Raw genomic sequence first — 14,639 nt, 5'->3', positions numbered from 1 at the left:
CCCAAACATGCAGGCAACCAACTTCAACCCCGACTTTGCCGCGCCATCACAAAGGAAACTAAACCCCACAGCAACACAAACTGTCCGACCTTCAAGTTGGCAACCACCAACTTCAACCCCGACTTTGCCGCACCATCACAAGCACAACCCGACCCGCGAGCAACACCAGCTGTCCTATAAGCCTTAAAAGGAAAAAGTGGGACATCTGCAATAGATGCCCCACAGTTTCCATGAGCGGAGACGGTGGGATTTGAACCCACGGTGGCTATGAACCACACAACATTTCGAGTGTTGCACCTTCGGCCGCTCGGACACGTCTCCAGGCGTCAAAAGTCTACCGGTACAGACTGGGCAGGCAAAACTGAGAAGCGGGTGACACGCCCCACGCCCACACGTGCAGAAGGGCCCGGGAACGCATTGTGTTTGTCCCGGGCCCGAATGATTTAGTGACTAGCCAACCAGCAGTGTCGCGTAGGCGGTCTTCGCGGCCTCGTAGCGGCGGGCGACATCATCCCAGTTGACGACGTTCCACCAGGCATCAACGTAGCTGCCCTTGACGTTCTTGTAATCCAGGTAGAAGGCGTGCTCCCACATATCCAGCATCAGCAGTGGAACGGTACCAACCGGCACGTTACCCTGCTGGTCGTAAAGCTGGAAGGTGACCAGGCGACCCGAGATGGTGTCGAAAGCCAGAACCGCCCAACCTGAGCCCTGCAGGCCCATCGCAGCAGCGGTGAACTGCTTCTTGAACTTTTCGAGCGAACCAAAGTTTTCATCAATCGCTGCGGCCAGCTCACCCTTGGGATCGCCACCGGCGTTCGGTGCCATGTTCTTCCAGAACACCGAGTGGTTCGAGTGACCACCGAGGTGGAACGCCAGGTTCTTCTCATACATGTTCACGGCAGCCATATCACCGGCTTCACGCGCGGCCTCCAGTGCGGCGAGGGCGGCATTCGCTCCGTCGACGTAGGCCTGGTGGTGCTTCGAGTGGTGCAGCTCCATGATTTCCGCAGAAATGTGCGGCTCAAGTGCATCGTATGAGTAATCAAGTTCGGGTAGGACGTAAACAGCCATGCTTCCTCCTAATTAGGTTCTTCACCGAGTACAGTGCCCGGCGGACCGGCCTTACTAACCTATCGCCGAAAGTTGGCATGGGCCAGTGGTCCCACGCGCAATACGCCAACAAAGAAACTGTCAGGCAGTCACTTCAGCCCCCATAACGATGGTGCGTTCCGGTGGGAGGTGGCACGACCTCGTCCTGTTGTTGGAACTCTTCTCCATCAGGCGGAAAAGTCGCCGCTGCCAGGTGGGCCAGTCACGCCGCTCCGACTCATCAACCGGCTCGATACGAAACACCGAGAGAACGTAGGTCGCCTGGGAGGGATCGAACTCGAGTTCAGAAGTCTTGTGGAGGGCGAGCGCCAGAGCCCTGGGGATGTCCTGACGGTCGTTGAAACCAACCCGGTACTCGATCCGCACAATGCCGTCATCGGGACAGCCAAGGTCATCCACATAGACTCGTTCGTCCTCGGGAATCGTCGGCACTCCCATGCTGTGCACCACCACGATCACGACGTGTTCGTGGAGGGCATTCGAGAACGCAACAGACGAACGAAGGGCCAAAGGCACTGTCGTGAGACTCCCGTGCGGGTAGACAGCGATACCCGGGACCCGCTGGATCTTCTTCAGGTTCAGCCGGGCGATGTAGGGGCGCAGAGGTCCCTGACCCAGGTAGTTGATTATGAGGACGGGAAAGGCAATCAGGAGCCAGGCCAGTGCGATGGGCAGACGCCCAAAGTGTCCGAGGTCGGCGTAGAGCGCCTCGGCCCCGGTGATGGCGAGGACGAGGAGGGAGATGGGGACGACAAACTTCTCAAGGTCTGGGTTCACCACGGCCAGCCCCTCTGCGGCGCTGAGGACTGAGATCGCGGGGGTGATGATCGAATCGCCGAGGAAGAGGCAGGCCCCAATGATCGCCAGCGCCATCACAACCGGCACGAAGCGGGGCGACCCCTTGACCTTGCGGGTGATGAGGGCACAGAGCGCCAGGATGCCACCCTCTCCCCTGTTGTCTGCCCTCAGGATGAGGCTGACATAGGTGACGGAAACGATGATGATGTCTGGCTTCTGGGCCGCGCCTGGTCGACCCCCTCAGGCATGTTCCGCGGCTCCCAGGTCGTGGGTCGAATGCTGGGCGGCCTCGTCACCGGGAAGAAGCTCACGGGGATTGGGTCGGCCTGGGCGACGGCCTTCATGAAGGCTGTCGTCATTGATCGCAAAGTCCCACTCTGGCTCAACTCCCCCATGGAAGACCTGATTGTTGAGGACGGGCGCGTAGTTGGGGCAGTTGTCGTTAGGGATGGCGTCACACTGAGGATCGGTGCCCGACGCGGGGTCATGCTCGCAGCTGGCGGCTTCGAGTCGAATATGGAGTGGCGACAGAAGTATCACGGCATTTCCATCAAGGCTAAGTCGGTTCCTGAACTGGCAAGGAAGATCGGCGTCGACACCGAGGTGCTGACCGAGACGCTCGAACGCTTCAATGGCTTTGCGCGTGCCGGTGTCGACGGTGACTTCGGCCGGGGCAACTCTGCCTATGACCGCTACTACGGCGACCCGACGGTGCACCCGAACAACAACCTGGGCCCGGTTGAGAAGGGACCGTTCCTCGCCTACAAGATCGTTCTCGGTGACCTCGGCACCAAGGGCGGTGTCCTCACCGACGAGTATGCTCGTGCTCTTCGCGAGGACGGATCGGTGATTGAGGGGCTTTACGCCGCGGGAAACAACTCCGCCTCCGTCATGGGTAACACCTATCCCGGACCCGGCGCGACGATTGCCCCGGCGGTCGTTTTCGGGCTGGCGGGGGCGCGACACATGGCCCGGTAGCAACGGAGGTTCGCAACCGCGATAGACAGGGGCCCGGTTCTCACTTCGGTGGGGCCGGGCCGACTGTCTGGGAGGGGTGACCTCAGCCGCGCAACCCCTGGAAAAAGGCGCGTAGCTGCACCTCAACCTCATCCTGCATCACGCCGGAAACCACTTCCACCTGGTGGTTCAAACGTACGTCCCGCACGACATCCCTGACAGATCCGCAAGCGCCCGTGTTCGGTTCCCAAGCCCCGAAGACCAACCGCTGGACTCTGCTGTTCACAATGGCCCCGGCACACATGGTGCAGGGTTCAAGTGTGACGACGAGGGTGCAGCCGCTGAGGTTCCAGCTCCCCAGGGTCTGCCCGGCTTCCCGAAGTGCCAGGATCTCGGCGTGAGCCGTGGGGTCACAGTCGGCCTCCCGGCGGTTCCTACCCCGGCCGATTACATTGCCGTCCGGGTCGAGGACCACGGCACCAACCGGGACATCACCCTCTCGACCGGACGTGTTGGCAAACAGCAGCGCCCGGCTCATGGCGCGATCCCAGCGTTGTTTCGTCTGCATACCACCAGGGTAACCTCACGGCAGAGCGTGCACTACAACCTCGGTTGACACGATATTCTTGTGCCATGCACCTTAACGTCATCGAACACCCCCTGGTAGAGCACAAGCTCACCGTCCTGCGCGATAAGAAGACGCCCTCGTCGACCTTCCGTTCTCTTGTTGACGAACTCGTGATGCTTCTGACCTATGAGGCGACGCGGAATGTTGCCGTTGAACCCGTAGAAATTGAGACGCCCGTGGCTCCCACCACGGGCGTTATGCTGTCTGAACCGCGTCCCCTGGTTGTGCCGATTCTTCGCGCCGGCCTCGGCATGCTGGACGGGATGACCCAGATGATGCCGACCGCTGAGGTCGGGTTCCTGGGAATGCGCCGGGATGAGAACACGCTGGAGATTGAAACCTACGCCAACCGTCTTCCGGCGGATCTTTCGGGGCGAGAGGTCTACGTCCTCGACCCGATGCTGGCCACGGGACACACCCTGGTTGCCACCATCGAGTACCTGATTGAACACAATGCCAAGCGGATCGTCTGCCTCTGCATTCTGGCGACCCCGGAGGGGATTGAGGAAATCGATAAGAAGATCGGTGACCGCGCGGACGTCACCGTTGTCACCGCGGCGATGGATGAGGGGTTGAACGAGAAGTCCTATATTGTCCCCGGTCTGGGCGATGCGGGAGACCGGCTCTACGGCGTCGTTGACTAGAAGGCAAAGTCAAAGGGGTGGGCCCAGGAGAAGCAGTTCAGCTCTCCTGGGCCCACCCCTTTCGTCTACTTAGAACGCCGGGATTACCGAACCGTCGGTCCAGGTGGACTCGATGAACTGGCGGACCTCATCGGAGTGCAGCAGTTCCTCAAGGATCTGGATGGTCTCGATGTTTTTCGCACCGTTCTTCCACACCAGCAAGTTGGCGTAGGGGCTGTCGGTTCCATCCTCAAGGACGAGGGCGTCGACAGCGGGTGAGAGGCCACCTTCGAGTGCAAAGTTTCCGTTGATGACAGCGATATCAACGTCCTGCAGGTTGCGAACCAGGGAGGGGCCCTCGACCTCGATCAGCTTGATGCCCTTGAGGGGCTTGACCGTGGTGACGTTGACCTTGCCGTCTGCTGGGAGCTCAACGAACCCCTCTGAGGCCAGAAGCTCCAGTGCGCGCACCTGATTCGAGGGGTCGTTGATGACGCCTACTGTTGCGCCCTCGGGCACACCTGCCAGATCTGTGTGCTTTTCCGAGTAGATTCCGAGGGGTTCCAGGTGGACACCCGCGCCGGGAACGAAGTCATAGCCCCGCTCTTCCGACTGGGCTTCGAGATAGGGGATGGTCTGGTAGAAGTTGGCATCCAGCTCGCCGGCTTCCAGGGTTTCGTTCGGCAGGATGTAGTCGGAGAACTCGATGATCTCCAGCTGCAGGCCTGCGTCCGCGGCCAGGTTCTCACTGATGAACGAGAGGATCTTGCCGTGGGGGCTGGGGCTGGCGCCTACGGTGAGGACGGCGAGGTCGGTGTTCTCAGCGGACTCGGTGGCGGCGTCGTTCTGCTCGGCCTCGGTTGACTGGCTCCCCTCGGTGGATCCGCCTGAGGAGCATCCCGCAAGAACGAGGGCTGCTGCTGCACCTACTGCTGCAAAGTTACGAATGGAACGCATTGGATTTCCTCCATGTGTTGGGCCCGGTTTGGGCTTGGTTTTGAGTAAAGATCTGTCGTTACCGAAATGTCTTGGACTTTCGGTTGCCTCGAACCCTGTACCACCCGGGTTTTCTTCCGTTGTTCGGTGAGGCTGTGGTTATGCCGAGTACCACTTACCCTGGTAAGTCTCTCCGACTGGTGGCGTCTCAGCGATGGTCCACCAGTCGGCTGATCATGTCACCCAACATCTGCACTGCTTGGACAATGATGACGATGGCTATGACCGTCAGGATCATTACGTCGTCCTGCCACTGGTTGTAGCCGTAGTTCATGGCCAGTGCTCCCAGTCCCCCGGCTCCGATCGCGCCCGCCATGGCGGAGTATCCGATCAGGGTGATGAAGAGGACGGTGACTGACTGGACCAGTGAGGGCAGTGCTTCACGAACCTGCACCCCCCACTGGATGCGCAGGTTGGAGGCACCCATCATCTGAGCCGCTTCGATCGTGCCCGGGTTGATCGCTGCCACGTTCGTTTCAACCAGGCGAGCAAAGAACGGTACGGCACCCACCACCAGGGGAACCACGGCTGCCTTCCAGCCCACGGCACTACCCATGATCAAACGGGTCAGAGGGAGCAGTGCGATCAGAAGAATCATGAACGGGAATGAACGCACGATGTTGACGATGACGCCAACCACCTGGTTCAGGGCGGCACGTGGCTTCAGCCCCCCGCGTGAGCTTGAGGCGAGCAGTAGACCCAACGGCAGTCCGAAGAGGACGGTGAGGGCACTTGCTGAACCAACCATCATGAGCGTCTCAAGGACAGCCGGCCAGAATTTCTGCTGAATCGTAGGGTTGTCGCCCCAGCGGGGATCGCCGGGGGCTGCCACCAGAACGGAGAGCTTTAGTGAGGCTTCAAAGAGAAGTGCGGAGCCAGTCACTGTCACACCCACTCTCGAACCAGGATGGAGTTACGTTCCAGCTGCCCGCGAATCGCTTTGGCGTTATAGGCCGGAACACTGATTGCAAGGCGCCCAACCTGAAGGTTTCCGATGGACTCAAACCTTCCGGCGGCCACGTCAGCCCCCAGGGAGGCAACCAGGTTGAGCACCGTGGCTCCCGTGGGGATACCCGGAGAGGATGTGAAGTAGATGTCTAGAAGTGTGGACCCCTGGGGAATCTCTACCCCATCGACACTGGGTCGTGGCACCAGGTCTTCGGCTAGGACAGAGTGGGGCTCATCAAGGACCTGCTCAATCGGACCGCTCTGGACGACCCGACCGTGAGAGAGCAGGGTGACAGAGTCGCAGTAGTCGCGAACCACTTCCATCTGGTGGGTGATGATGATGACCGTAACCCCGGACTCGTCACGCAGCTTCTGCAGCAGTTCCATGACCTGCTTGGTTGAGTTGGCATCGAGCGCGGAGGTCGGCTCATCACAGAGCAGAACCGGGGGGTTGGTTGCCATTCCCCGCGCAATCCCAACACGCTGCTGCTGGCCGCCCGAAAGCTGGGAGGGGTAGGAACGCCCTCGTTCGCCAAGTCCGACAACCGTGAGGAGTTCCTGGACGCGGCTGTTTGCTTTGGCTTTGTCGACCCCGGCCAGTTTGAGAGGGAAGGCCACGTTGGCGGCGGCAGTTCGGGAGTCGAGCAGGTTGGGCGCCTGGAAGACCATGCCGATGTTCCGTCGGGCCGCACGCAGCGCGGATCCCTCAAGGGCCGTCATGTCGATTCCATTGACGACGATTGAACCCGAAGTGGGGCGTTCTAACGCGGTGAGGCAGCGGATCAGCGTGGACTTTCCGGCGCCAGACTGCCCGACGATACCGTGGATGGCCCCCTGTGGAATAGACAGCGTCACATTGTCGAGGGCGACAACGGAGCTTGCGCCCGGAATGTCGTAGACCTTCCGAACATCCACTAGTTCAATCAAAGTTCCTCCATCGGCCCTGGCAGAAGCACCTTGCATAAATGCTGGTTGCTGCAGCGTCACGGAGCCAGGTCTCTCAGCTGCTCTAGATGGTTACTGCGATGATAATAGGGCGCTCAGGCATGGACTATGCAAATCGGCTTCCAAATGGTGGACGGGTGCGCTCACAGATTAAATGCTGCATCTGAGGCGGGAGCCTGCAAAACTCTATCCCGTACTTCAGGTAACCAACATCATTTGGAAGGGAGGTCACCCCGATGCCAGCAGGACGCTATGCCCCCTCACCCACGGGTGATCTTCACCTGGGAAACCTTCGAACCGCGCTTGTGGCGTGGGCTTCGGCCCGCAGCAGCGGGCGTGACTTCTACCTGCGCCTCGAAGACCTTGACCGAGATCGTTTCCGTGACCCCCAGTCTCAAATCAATGACCTTGAAGAGATTGGTATCGACTGGGACGGCGAGGTCGTGGTGCAGAGTGAACGCCTTGACCTTTACCAAACCGCAATCGAAACCCTGGCCGCGCAAGGAATGGTCTTTGAGTGCTTCTGCTCCCGCAGAGATATTCGTGAGGCCGCCTCAGCTGCCCACACCCCGCCGGGCCACTACCCCGGCACCTGCCTCGGAATGACCGAGGGTGAGATGGCGGAAAAACGGGCGAGTCTTGCTTCCCGACGCCTCAAGCCAGCACTGCGGTTCCGACCCAAAGTCGACAACTTCACCGTGGTCGACCAGTACGTTGGCGAGTACACTGGAGCTGTCGACCCAGTTGTCCTGCAGCGTGGGGACGGCGCGTTTGCCTACAACCTGGCAGTGGTCGTAGACGACGTGGCAATGGGTGTTGACCAGGTTGTTAGGGGCGATGACCTTCTGACCTCCGCGCCGGTACAGACCTATCTGACGGAGGCACTGGGAGGAACCCCACCCATCTATGGCCATGTTCCCTTGGTGTTAGGCCCCGGAGGGGCCCGCCTCGCCAAGCGGGATGGCGCAGTAACCCTCAGTGAGCTGCGCGATCTTGGTCACACCACCGAGGAAATCTTGCGTCTTTTATCCAAATCCCTAGGTCTTCCAGAAGTGAGTTCCGCTTCAAGTTTCCTTGAAGTTTTCAACGATTACACACCACAGACAACACCGTGGGTTTATGCGCCAGAGCCCACTTAAGTCAAGGTTTCACTTGATTACAATGTGCGCGCACACATGTGCAAAGCACCGTTCGGTCGTTGTTATCTTATAAAATAAGTTCTAACCTTATACTTATGTTTGCGTCGCAAATAAGTGGGGGCTATAACTAGATCTCTGAGATTCGGGCCGGTTGGTTAGAAAACCACCGCGTGCCAATGGCTGTCAGCCAGCAGGTGACCGCGATCCGAGAACTAGATCTAACGGTAGTCACGCATGTTTGGAACGCAATCCGATAGGCCAAACGGTACACCCGTACCGCACTTGCCACCACATCAGGACCCATGAAAACCAGAAGTGTCACCCCGGAGAATATCCGAATCCACACTTTTTAGAAGGAGTAACCGTGAGTCGCCCCAGAATGTACGACGAAGCGCTCCGAGAGCGTCTAATCGATGAGGCACGCAAAATGCTCTCCGTCGACGGATACCACGGGGTGTCACTTCGCGTTCTGACAAGAAACGTCGAAACATCGACCAATGCTGTCTACACCCTGTTTGGTTCAAAAGAAGCCCTGATGGCCGAAGTCATCGTGCGTGACCTTGATGAGGCATTCGGTGAGCCCTTTGAGAGCAACCAGAGCGAAGATACCCAAGAGGAACTCCTGAGAGCTGCTCGCCTCTACCGTGACTACGCCACCTCGGATCCCCACATGTTTGCGGGCGCCTTTGAGGCGATGGAAGAGTCGCGTCGCCCCGGCAGCCTGACAGATCGCATGAACCCGGAGGCAAGGAACATTGCCGCCCGCATGCACACTCCCCTGATCGCCATCTGCAAGCGCATTTCAGATGAGAACCCAGAATCAGAGCTTGATCCCACCCTCATGTCGGTGGCCCTGTGGTCGGTAGTCCACGGCTACTCCAGCCTGGAGAACGCGGGCGCGCTACCTGTTAGTGAAGACGAGAAAGAGTTTGTCTTCGACCGCAGCATCACCGCCCTCTACCTGTGCTGGGTTGTTTCCGACAAGGACGGCCTCCACACAGTTGTTAAGACTGAGAAGCAGGGCGAGTAGAGGTAACTCAACTCAGAAACGTTGAAGCGGCTGGACCCCAAGATCATTTGGGGACCAGCCGCTTTTGTGTTGGTGACGAAGGGCTAACCCTTCACGGAACCAGCCGTCAGTCCACGGACGAAGTACCTCTGCAGCGAGAAGAACACCACCAGGGGAATGATCATCGAAATGAAGGCACCGGCTGTCAGCAAGTGCCAGTCTTGACCGCGTGATCCCGCCAGTGACTGCAGTCTGGCCGTCAAAGGCGCTGTCAGCTCCTGACCTCCGGAGAACGTCAAGCCAACGAGCAGGTCGTTCCATACCCAGAGGAACTGGAAGATCGCGAACGAAGCGATCGCAGGAACCATCAGGGGAAGAACCACACGAAGGAAGGTTCCGACGTGTCCGGCCCCATCCACCTCAGCGGCCTCAATCAGCTCCTTGGGAATCTCCTGCATGAAGTTGTGCAGCAGGAATATTGCCAGCGGAAGCGCGAAGGCTGTGTGCGCAACCCAGATCGACATGAAGGGGAATGACTTCCCGAAAGTCGAGCTGAAGACACGCAGCAGGGGAATAAGAGCCATCTGCAGCGGCACGATCTGCATGGCGAAAACAACCACGAACACCAGGTCTCGTCCTCGCCACTTCATAAATGAGAAGGCGTAGGCGGCCATCACTGCTATCGCAAGCGGCGCAATGGTCGCCGGAATGGTGATGACCAGTGAGTTGATCAGGTAGTTCAGCAGGTTACCCTGTGAGGACGTGCCGAACAGAACGGCCTCGTAGTTCGACAGGGTCACCTTGGGGTCGATGAAGAAGGTCCACCAGCCCGTTGTCTTGATCTCGGCTTCGGGACGGAAGGAGGTGATGAACAGACCCAGGGTTGGGACCGTCCACATGATTGCGATCAAAATCGCGACCAGAGAACCAAAGCGACTGCTCAGGGACTTCTTGGCCAGGCTGACCGCACCCATGTTCTCGTTTTCCGCTTTCTTCCGCTTGCGGTTTGCTGCGCGGGTCTCCTGCGCCAGCACGGTATCTGAAGTGGCGCTCATCCGCGTACCTCCTTGTTTTTCAGCATCTGTCGGATGTTGAAAACGACGATGGGGATGACGAGGACGAAGATGATTACCGCGGTGGCAGAACCGTAGCCAAAGTTTCCAAAGGTGAACGACTGGTCGTACATCTGGTTGGCCAGAACCTGAGTCTGGAACTTGGCGCCGGTCATGGTCTGGGTGATATCGAAGACCTTCAGCGTTGCGATGGTGATGGTTGTGTAAACCACGACCAACGTCGGCCGGATGGTGGGCACGGTGATCTTGGTGAACATCTGCCAAGAGTTGGTGCCATCGAGCTTGGCGGCCTCAACCAGTTCCATCGGAATGGCCTTGATCGAAGCTGAGATCAGCACCATGGCGAAACCGGCCTGGACCCAGATCAGAACGACGATAAGGAACAGGGTGTTCAGGGGGCTGTCCTGCAGGAACCTCACCGGTTCTCCCCCAAATGCCACGATGATGGCGTTGAGCAGACCACGCTGGGACTGTGCTGCCCCGCGGTAGTCGTACATGAACCGCCAGATGATGCCCGCGCCGACGAATGAAATGGCCATCGGCATGAATAGCAGCGACTTCATGACCTTCTCAAACTTCTTGTTGTCAATCAGCAGGGCGTAGAGCATGCCCACGAAGACTGACACCACCGGGACCAGAAGGACCCACACCGCGGTGTTGAAGAACGCCCTCTGAGAGTCCGGATTAGTAAAGAGCCAACCGTAGTTAGAGAACCCAACAAACGATGTTGAAGAGCGGTCGAAGAAAGAGTTATAGGTGGTCTGAATCGCCGGCCAGATCAGGCCCACTCCGAGAAGTGCGACTGCAGGCAGCATAAAGACGAGAACCGAGGCAACATTCCGCCCCCGTCCTCGCAGACGATCCGCGAGCGCCGCCATCCCCAGCAGTAGGGCAACGATGAGTACGATCGCGAGTACGGCCAGAACCATCTGGCCGAATTTGGTGTGTAGTAACCAACTCAAGTGAACTCCTAGCCTGTTGGCGCAAGGCCCGAAAGAGCCTTGCGCCAACTTTTAGTAACTACCCGGAATGGTTAGTTCTTGGGCCAGGAATCCTGGATGTTGGTCAGCATCGTCTCAGTGTCGATCTCACCGTTGATCCACTGGGTGGTGCCGGTCCAGAAGGAGCCTGCACCAACCTCAGAAGGCATGAGGTCGGAACCATCGAAACGAGCCACCGAGTTCGGGTCCTGCAGAAGTTCGATTGCAAGACGGAGAATATCGGAGGATGCCAGTGCCGGATCAACCAGCTTGTTTGCGGAAGTCACGCCGCCCAGGCCAACGCGGATGTTAGCGAAGGTACCGGAAGCCATGAAGTCCTGAACCGCTGCGGCCTCGGGGGTATCAGCGAAACGGGCAACGAACTCACCTGCGACCAGAAGCGGGTGCTCCTCAACGGTCTCTGCAGGCAGGTAGAATGCGAAGACATCGCCGTCAGGTGCAACCGTGGTGCCCTCGGGCCACTGTGCCTCGTAGAACGAAGCCATGCGGTACATGTAGCACTGGTTGTCGAGGATCGGCAGACCGCCATCATTGAAGGAGGTGGTCGCGATCGAACGTGAGTCACCGATGCCGCCGTTGACGAAATCGTTGTTCAGCAGGTAGTCGCCAACACCGTTAGCGGACTCCAGAATCTCCGGAGCGTTGAATGGAACCTCGTTGGTTACCCACTTGTCGTAGACATCAGGACCTGCGATACGAAGGACGAAGTCCTCGATCCAGTCGGTGGCTGGCCAACCGGTGGCGCCGCCGGACTCAATACCAGCACACCAGGGTCGGGTTGCACCTTCGCCAGCAGTGTCAGCAGCGATCTTTTCAGTCAGGGCCATCATTTCGTCAAGGGTTGTCGGAATCTCGTAGCCGCCCTCTTCGAAAGCAGTCGGTGAGTACCAGACGAAGGACTTCACTGAGGAGAGCATCGGTGCGGCATAGAAGGTGCCGTCAACGGTGCCGTAGGACTTCCACTCAGGTGACCAACCCTCATCGACCTTGGCTGTGGTTGCCTCATCTGCAGGCTGGACCTTACCGGTGGCTACCATGCGTGCGAGGAGGCCGGGCTGCGGAATGATGGCAATGTCAGGGGCGTTGTTACCCTCTACCTGAACCACCAGCTGCTGCTCAAACTCTCCGACGCCGTTGTGCTGGACGGTGATACCCGTGCACTCGGTGAACTTATCGAACGTTGCCTGCAGGGCATCGGCTTCAACGTCGCGGATTGAAGAGAAGACACCAACCGTAGCGCCCTCAAACTTGCCGTACTGTTCATACTCTTCACAGCCCTCAGCAGCAGCGTCTCCGCCGCCACTCTCGGTGCCCCCACCATCGGTGGTGCCCCCACTGATATCGCCGCCACCACTGCAGGCTGACAGGGTCAGTGCAGCGGCAGCAGCGACTGCTGCTACACCCGCGAACCTCTTCTTCGTTACATTCATCGTTTCTCCAAATACTCCGTTGTATGGCCAGCCCGAACTTCACTTCAAACGTGGGCATGCTCACACTAAACCAAAAGTCTGCTCAGAGCACAAACGAAAAACGACGAAATAATGTTGCTCTTTGACAACAAGGAAGCCCGTAGCCAACGCACAGAGTGGCTACGGGCTTCCTTTTTGCGGCCTAGTGGGCCAGTGAAACGCCGCTAGACGACCTTCTTCAGGTCCCTAAGTTCAGCACTCACATCACTGTCCTTCGCATCTGCCGACTCGTTGGCAGCTACAACCTCCTTGAACTGCGGCAGGCGAGTGTACAGCTCATCCTTCAGCGGGTTGAGGCGGAACTTGATGATGGTGAAGAGCTGGAAGATCAGTACCGCAACGTTGGCCACAAGCGCCAGGGCCGAGATGACGAACAGAGCGGCTGGGTTCCTCGAGGTCTCAACCGCGAACATCGAGTCAGACACGAAGGCCGGAAATGCCATCGTGAACATCATCCACAGGGCCAGCGTGTGGGCGCGGTGCTGCAGCCAGGCGCCCCGCTTGATGAAGAAGGCGGGAATGGTGCAGGCAATCAGCAGGGCGGCACCAGCGTAGAAGGAGTGGTCACCAACCGCGTTGTAAACGTAGGCGAAGTTCCACAGGTCGTAGGCGATGATCCAGAACCACAGCATGTCGGGCCAGATCATGTCCTTAGCCTTGTCACGGGAGATGAAGATTCCGAACCAGCCACAGATCGTGATCAGGTTGATGAGGCCGGCAATGCCGTTCATCCAGTTCCACGGCCCCGAGAGCATGTAGACACCGTCGACGATGCCGTCGGCCCCCATCGCCCCGACCTCGAAGTCCCGAATGCACGCCTCAAGAATGTTGATGGCCAAAATAGCCGCCGGGAAGATCAGAACCCACTTGATCTTGGCGACCTTCGGGAAGTAGCGAATGAGCATGAAGCCAAGGCAGCCGGCCAGAGCCGAGTAAACCTTGACCCAGTGGAACCAGGTGCCAGTCGAAGAGTCACCCCCGGCCGTCGTCGGCCAGACAAAAATCGTCAGGATGATGGGAAGAATGATGAAGAAGGCGATACCGCCCCACTTCCAGCGCCTGGTGACCTCGTTGAGGCCGATCAGTGCGCCGAGGACGACGAACCACATCAACCATGAGTACCAGGGAATCGACTCAAAAATGAACATGATGACCCCTTCTGTCAGGGCGCCAAACCTGGGCGGAGGCGCCGTTGTCTCGTACACTCAAAGGCTAGGAGAGCAGTAGCTTCGGCCCGTACTGACACAATCGCGGAACTGTCGCATTCCGGCGGATTCTGCTGCGAATCCACCGGGTCTAAGGCGTCGTTTCGGGACTAGAGACCTAGAAAGGAACCCATGGGGAACTCAACCACCGAGCTCTTGGCGCTAGCCCTCAAGGAGCAGCTCCGCACCACGCCCCTCGACAGGGTGACTGTTTCCGGTCTCGTGGCCCGAGCCGGGATCACCCGCCAGACGTTCTACTACCACTTCGCCGACACCTATGACCTAGCGACCTACGTGTTCGAACAGGAGGTTGCCAACCACATTCTCGAACATGCCTCTTACGAAGAGTGGGCCAGCGGTTACCTCACCCTTCTGCGCTACCTGCAGGATAACTTTGCACAGACCCGCGCCATCCTCGACTCCCTCGGTCACAAGGATCGCGACGCCTTCTTCCTGCGCCAGTTCCGCATCATGATGAGGGCGATAGTGGATGAACTAATCGGCGACCTGCGCCTCTCACCAGAGGATCTCAGGTTCGTGGTGGACCACTATGCCGCAATCGTCCTCGGACATTTCCTGCGCTGGATGTCTGAGGGCGCTCGCGATGAGGGCTATAGGCGGATAAGTGTGTCTGTGGGGTTAGTTGAATCATCAGTGCCAGGTTTTATGGTGTAGGTCTTCCCAGGAAATGACGGTTCCCCATCTAGCTGGTACGCCTAGGGCTTGTCTGCGGGC

Annotated in this window: 16 protein-coding genes, 1 tRNA gene and 1 riboswitch; of the genes, 6 read left to right on the top strand and 11 right to left on the bottom strand. The window is 58.7% G+C overall.

Going from position 1 to position 14,639, the window contains the following annotated elements:
- Nucleotides 1-187: hypothetical protein (locus CS903_RS09475; protein WP_207203808.1), on the top strand; the 187-nt coding region annotated here is incomplete at its 5' end.
- Nucleotides 188-235: 48 nt separating this feature from the next.
- On the opposite strand, the gene CS903_RS08960 is transcribed toward CS903_RS09475, so the two are convergent.
- The 3 genes from CS903_RS08960 to CS903_RS08950 form a co-directional block, all read right to left on the bottom strand.
- Nucleotides 236-321: transfer RNA gene (locus CS903_RS08960), tRNA-Ser, on the bottom strand.
- Between the two features lie 129 nt (nucleotides 322-450).
- Nucleotides 451-1,074, bottom strand: a complete 624-nt coding sequence (locus tag CS903_RS08955; RefSeq protein ID WP_099333218.1) for a superoxide dismutase — start codon at nucleotides 1,072-1,074, stop codon at nucleotides 451-453.
- A 120-nt stretch (nucleotides 1,075-1,194) separates the two neighbouring features.
- Nucleotides 1,195-2,112, bottom strand: a complete 918-nt coding sequence (locus CS903_RS08950; protein ID WP_277984886.1) for a KUP/HAK/KT family potassium transporter — start codon at nucleotides 2,110-2,112, stop codon at nucleotides 1,195-1,197.
- A gap of 45 nt (nucleotides 2,113-2,157) precedes the next feature.
- On the opposite strand from CS903_RS08950, the gene CS903_RS08945 reads away from it, so the two are divergent.
- The gene (locus tag CS903_RS08945) at nucleotides 2,158-2,889 is read left to right on the top strand and encodes an FAD-binding protein (RefSeq protein ID WP_099333216.1); all 732 of its coding nucleotides are present in this window, start codon (nucleotides 2,158-2,160) and stop codon (nucleotides 2,887-2,889) included.
- Between the two features lie 82 nt (nucleotides 2,890-2,971).
- Here CS903_RS08945 and tadA read toward each other — a convergent pair whose 3' ends face one another.
- Nucleotides 2,972-3,436 (bottom strand): tRNA adenosine(34) deaminase TadA, encoded by a 465-nt coding sequence (gene tadA, locus CS903_RS08940; RefSeq protein WP_242491830.1) that lies wholly within the window; start codon nucleotides 3,434-3,436, stop codon nucleotides 2,972-2,974.
- Between the two features lie 65 nt (nucleotides 3,437-3,501).
- Here tadA and upp point away from each other — a divergent pair, with 65 nt between their 5' ends.
- Nucleotides 3,502-4,140, top strand: coding sequence for a uracil phosphoribosyltransferase (upp, locus tag CS903_RS08935; protein ID WP_099333215.1), 639 nt, complete (start codon nucleotides 3,502-3,504; stop codon nucleotides 4,138-4,140).
- Between the two features lie 69 nt (nucleotides 4,141-4,209).
- Here the strand turns inward: upp and CS903_RS08930 are convergent, their stop codons facing one another.
- The 3 genes from CS903_RS08930 to CS903_RS08920 all read right to left on the bottom strand — a co-directional run bounded on the left by CS903_RS08930 (nucleotide 4,210) and on the right by CS903_RS08920 (nucleotide 6,990).
- Nucleotides 4,210-5,076 carry a MetQ/NlpA family ABC transporter substrate-binding protein gene (locus CS903_RS08930; protein WP_099333214.1) on the bottom strand — a complete coding sequence of 289 codons (867 nt, stop codon included), beginning with the start codon at nucleotides 5,074-5,076 and terminating at the stop codon, nucleotides 4,210-4,212.
- A 187-nt stretch (nucleotides 5,077-5,263) separates the two neighbouring features.
- The gene (locus tag CS903_RS08925; RefSeq protein WP_370737664.1) at nucleotides 5,264-6,004 is read right to left on the bottom strand and encodes a methionine ABC transporter permease; all 741 of its coding nucleotides are present in this window, start codon (nucleotides 6,002-6,004) and stop codon (nucleotides 5,264-5,266) included.
- A complete protein-coding gene (locus tag CS903_RS08920) occupies nucleotides 6,001-6,990 on the bottom strand; it encodes a methionine ABC transporter ATP-binding protein (protein WP_099333213.1) in 990 nt (329 codons plus the stop codon). The genes CS903_RS08925 and CS903_RS08920 overlap by 4 nt, the downstream gene beginning before the upstream one ends.
- Nucleotides 6,991-6,994: 4 nt before the next feature.
- Nucleotides 6,995-7,083, bottom strand: a riboswitch (SAM riboswitch).
- Between the two features lie 161 nt (nucleotides 7,084-7,244).
- Here CS903_RS08920 and gluQRS point away from each other — a divergent pair.
- On the top strand, nucleotides 7,245-8,147 hold the full coding sequence (gene gluQRS, locus CS903_RS08915; RefSeq protein ID WP_099333212.1) for a tRNA glutamyl-Q(34) synthetase GluQRS: 903 nt from the start codon (nucleotides 7,245-7,247) through the stop codon (nucleotides 8,145-8,147).
- 364 nt (nucleotides 8,148-8,511) lie between these two features.
- A complete protein-coding gene (locus CS903_RS08910) occupies nucleotides 8,512-9,177 on the top strand; it encodes a TetR/AcrR family transcriptional regulator (RefSeq protein ID WP_129587646.1) in 666 nt (221 codons plus the stop codon).
- An 83-nt stretch (nucleotides 9,178-9,260) separates the two neighbouring features.
- Here CS903_RS08910 and CS903_RS08905 read toward each other — a convergent pair whose 3' ends face one another.
- The 4 genes from CS903_RS08905 to CS903_RS08890 all read right to left on the bottom strand — a co-directional run bounded on the left by CS903_RS08905 (nucleotide 9,261) and on the right by CS903_RS08890 (nucleotide 13,904).
- Complete coding sequence (locus CS903_RS08905; protein ID WP_099333210.1) at nucleotides 9,261-10,211, bottom strand: carbohydrate ABC transporter permease; 951 nt, start codon at nucleotides 10,209-10,211, stop codon at nucleotides 9,261-9,263.
- Nucleotides 10,208-11,191 (bottom strand): carbohydrate ABC transporter permease, encoded by a 984-nt coding sequence (locus tag CS903_RS08900; RefSeq protein ID WP_207203806.1) that lies wholly within the window; start codon nucleotides 11,189-11,191, stop codon nucleotides 10,208-10,210. Before CS903_RS08900 ends, CS903_RS08905 begins: the two co-directional genes overlap by 4 nt.
- A 71-nt stretch (nucleotides 11,192-11,262) precedes the next feature.
- Nucleotides 11,263-12,660 (bottom strand): ABC transporter substrate-binding protein, encoded by a 1,398-nt coding sequence (locus CS903_RS08895; protein ID WP_099333208.1) that lies wholly within the window; start codon nucleotides 12,658-12,660, stop codon nucleotides 11,263-11,265.
- Between the two features lie 203 nt (nucleotides 12,661-12,863).
- The gene (locus CS903_RS08890) at nucleotides 12,864-13,904 is read right to left on the bottom strand and encodes a DUF5692 family protein (RefSeq protein WP_242491829.1); all 1,041 of its coding nucleotides are present in this window, start codon (nucleotides 13,902-13,904) and stop codon (nucleotides 12,864-12,866) included.
- 132 nt (nucleotides 13,905-14,036) lie between these two features.
- Here CS903_RS08890 and CS903_RS08885 point away from each other — a divergent pair, with 132 nt between their 5' ends.
- Nucleotides 14,037-14,579 carry a TetR/AcrR family transcriptional regulator C-terminal domain-containing protein gene (locus CS903_RS08885; protein WP_099333206.1) on the top strand — a complete coding sequence of 181 codons (543 nt, stop codon included), beginning with the start codon at nucleotides 14,037-14,039 and terminating at the stop codon, nucleotides 14,577-14,579.
- Nucleotides 14,580-14,639: the final 60 nt, after the last annotated feature.

The organism is Actinomyces minihominis, assembly GCF_900187855.1.
GTDB classification, from domain to species: Bacteria; Actinomycetota; Actinomycetes; order Actinomycetales; family Actinomycetaceae; genus Scrofimicrobium; species Scrofimicrobium minihominis.
The sequence above is the reverse complement of the archived record's forward strand: the minus strand, read 5'-3'. Positions and strand labels throughout refer to the sequence as shown.

Bases quoted from the DNA above. Each gene is read 5' to 3' on its own strand.
- CS903_RS08955 (WP_099333218.1), bottom strand. From the start codon at position 1,074: ATGGCTGTTTACGTCCTACCCGAACTTGATTACTCATACGATGCACTT.
- CS903_RS08945 (WP_099333216.1), top strand. From the start codon at position 2,158: ATGTTCCGCGGCTCCCAGGTCGTGGGTCGAATGCTGGGCGGCCTCGTC.
- tadA (WP_242491830.1), bottom strand. From the start codon at position 3,436: ATGCAGACGAAACAACGCTGGGATCGCGCCATGAGCCGGGCGCTGCTG.
- upp (WP_099333215.1), top strand. From the start codon at position 3,502: ATGCACCTTAACGTCATCGAACACCCCCTGGTAGAGCACAAGCTCACC.
- CS903_RS08930 (WP_099333214.1), bottom strand. From the start codon at position 5,076: ATGCGTTCCATTCGTAACTTTGCAGCAGTAGGTGCAGCAGCAGCCCTC.
- gluQRS (WP_099333212.1), top strand. From the start codon at position 7,245: ATGCCAGCAGGACGCTATGCCCCCTCACCCACGGGTGATCTTCACCTG.
- CS903_RS08905 (WP_099333210.1), bottom strand. From the start codon at position 10,211: ATGAGCGCCACTTCAGATACCGTGCTGGCGCAGGAGACCCGCGCAGCA.
- CS903_RS08895 (WP_099333208.1), bottom strand. From the start codon at position 12,660: ATGAATGTAACGAAGAAGAGGTTCGCGGGTGTAGCAGCAGTCGCTGCT.
- CS903_RS08885 (WP_099333206.1), top strand. From the start codon at position 14,037: ATGGGGAACTCAACCACCGAGCTCTTGGCGCTAGCCCTCAAGGAGCAG.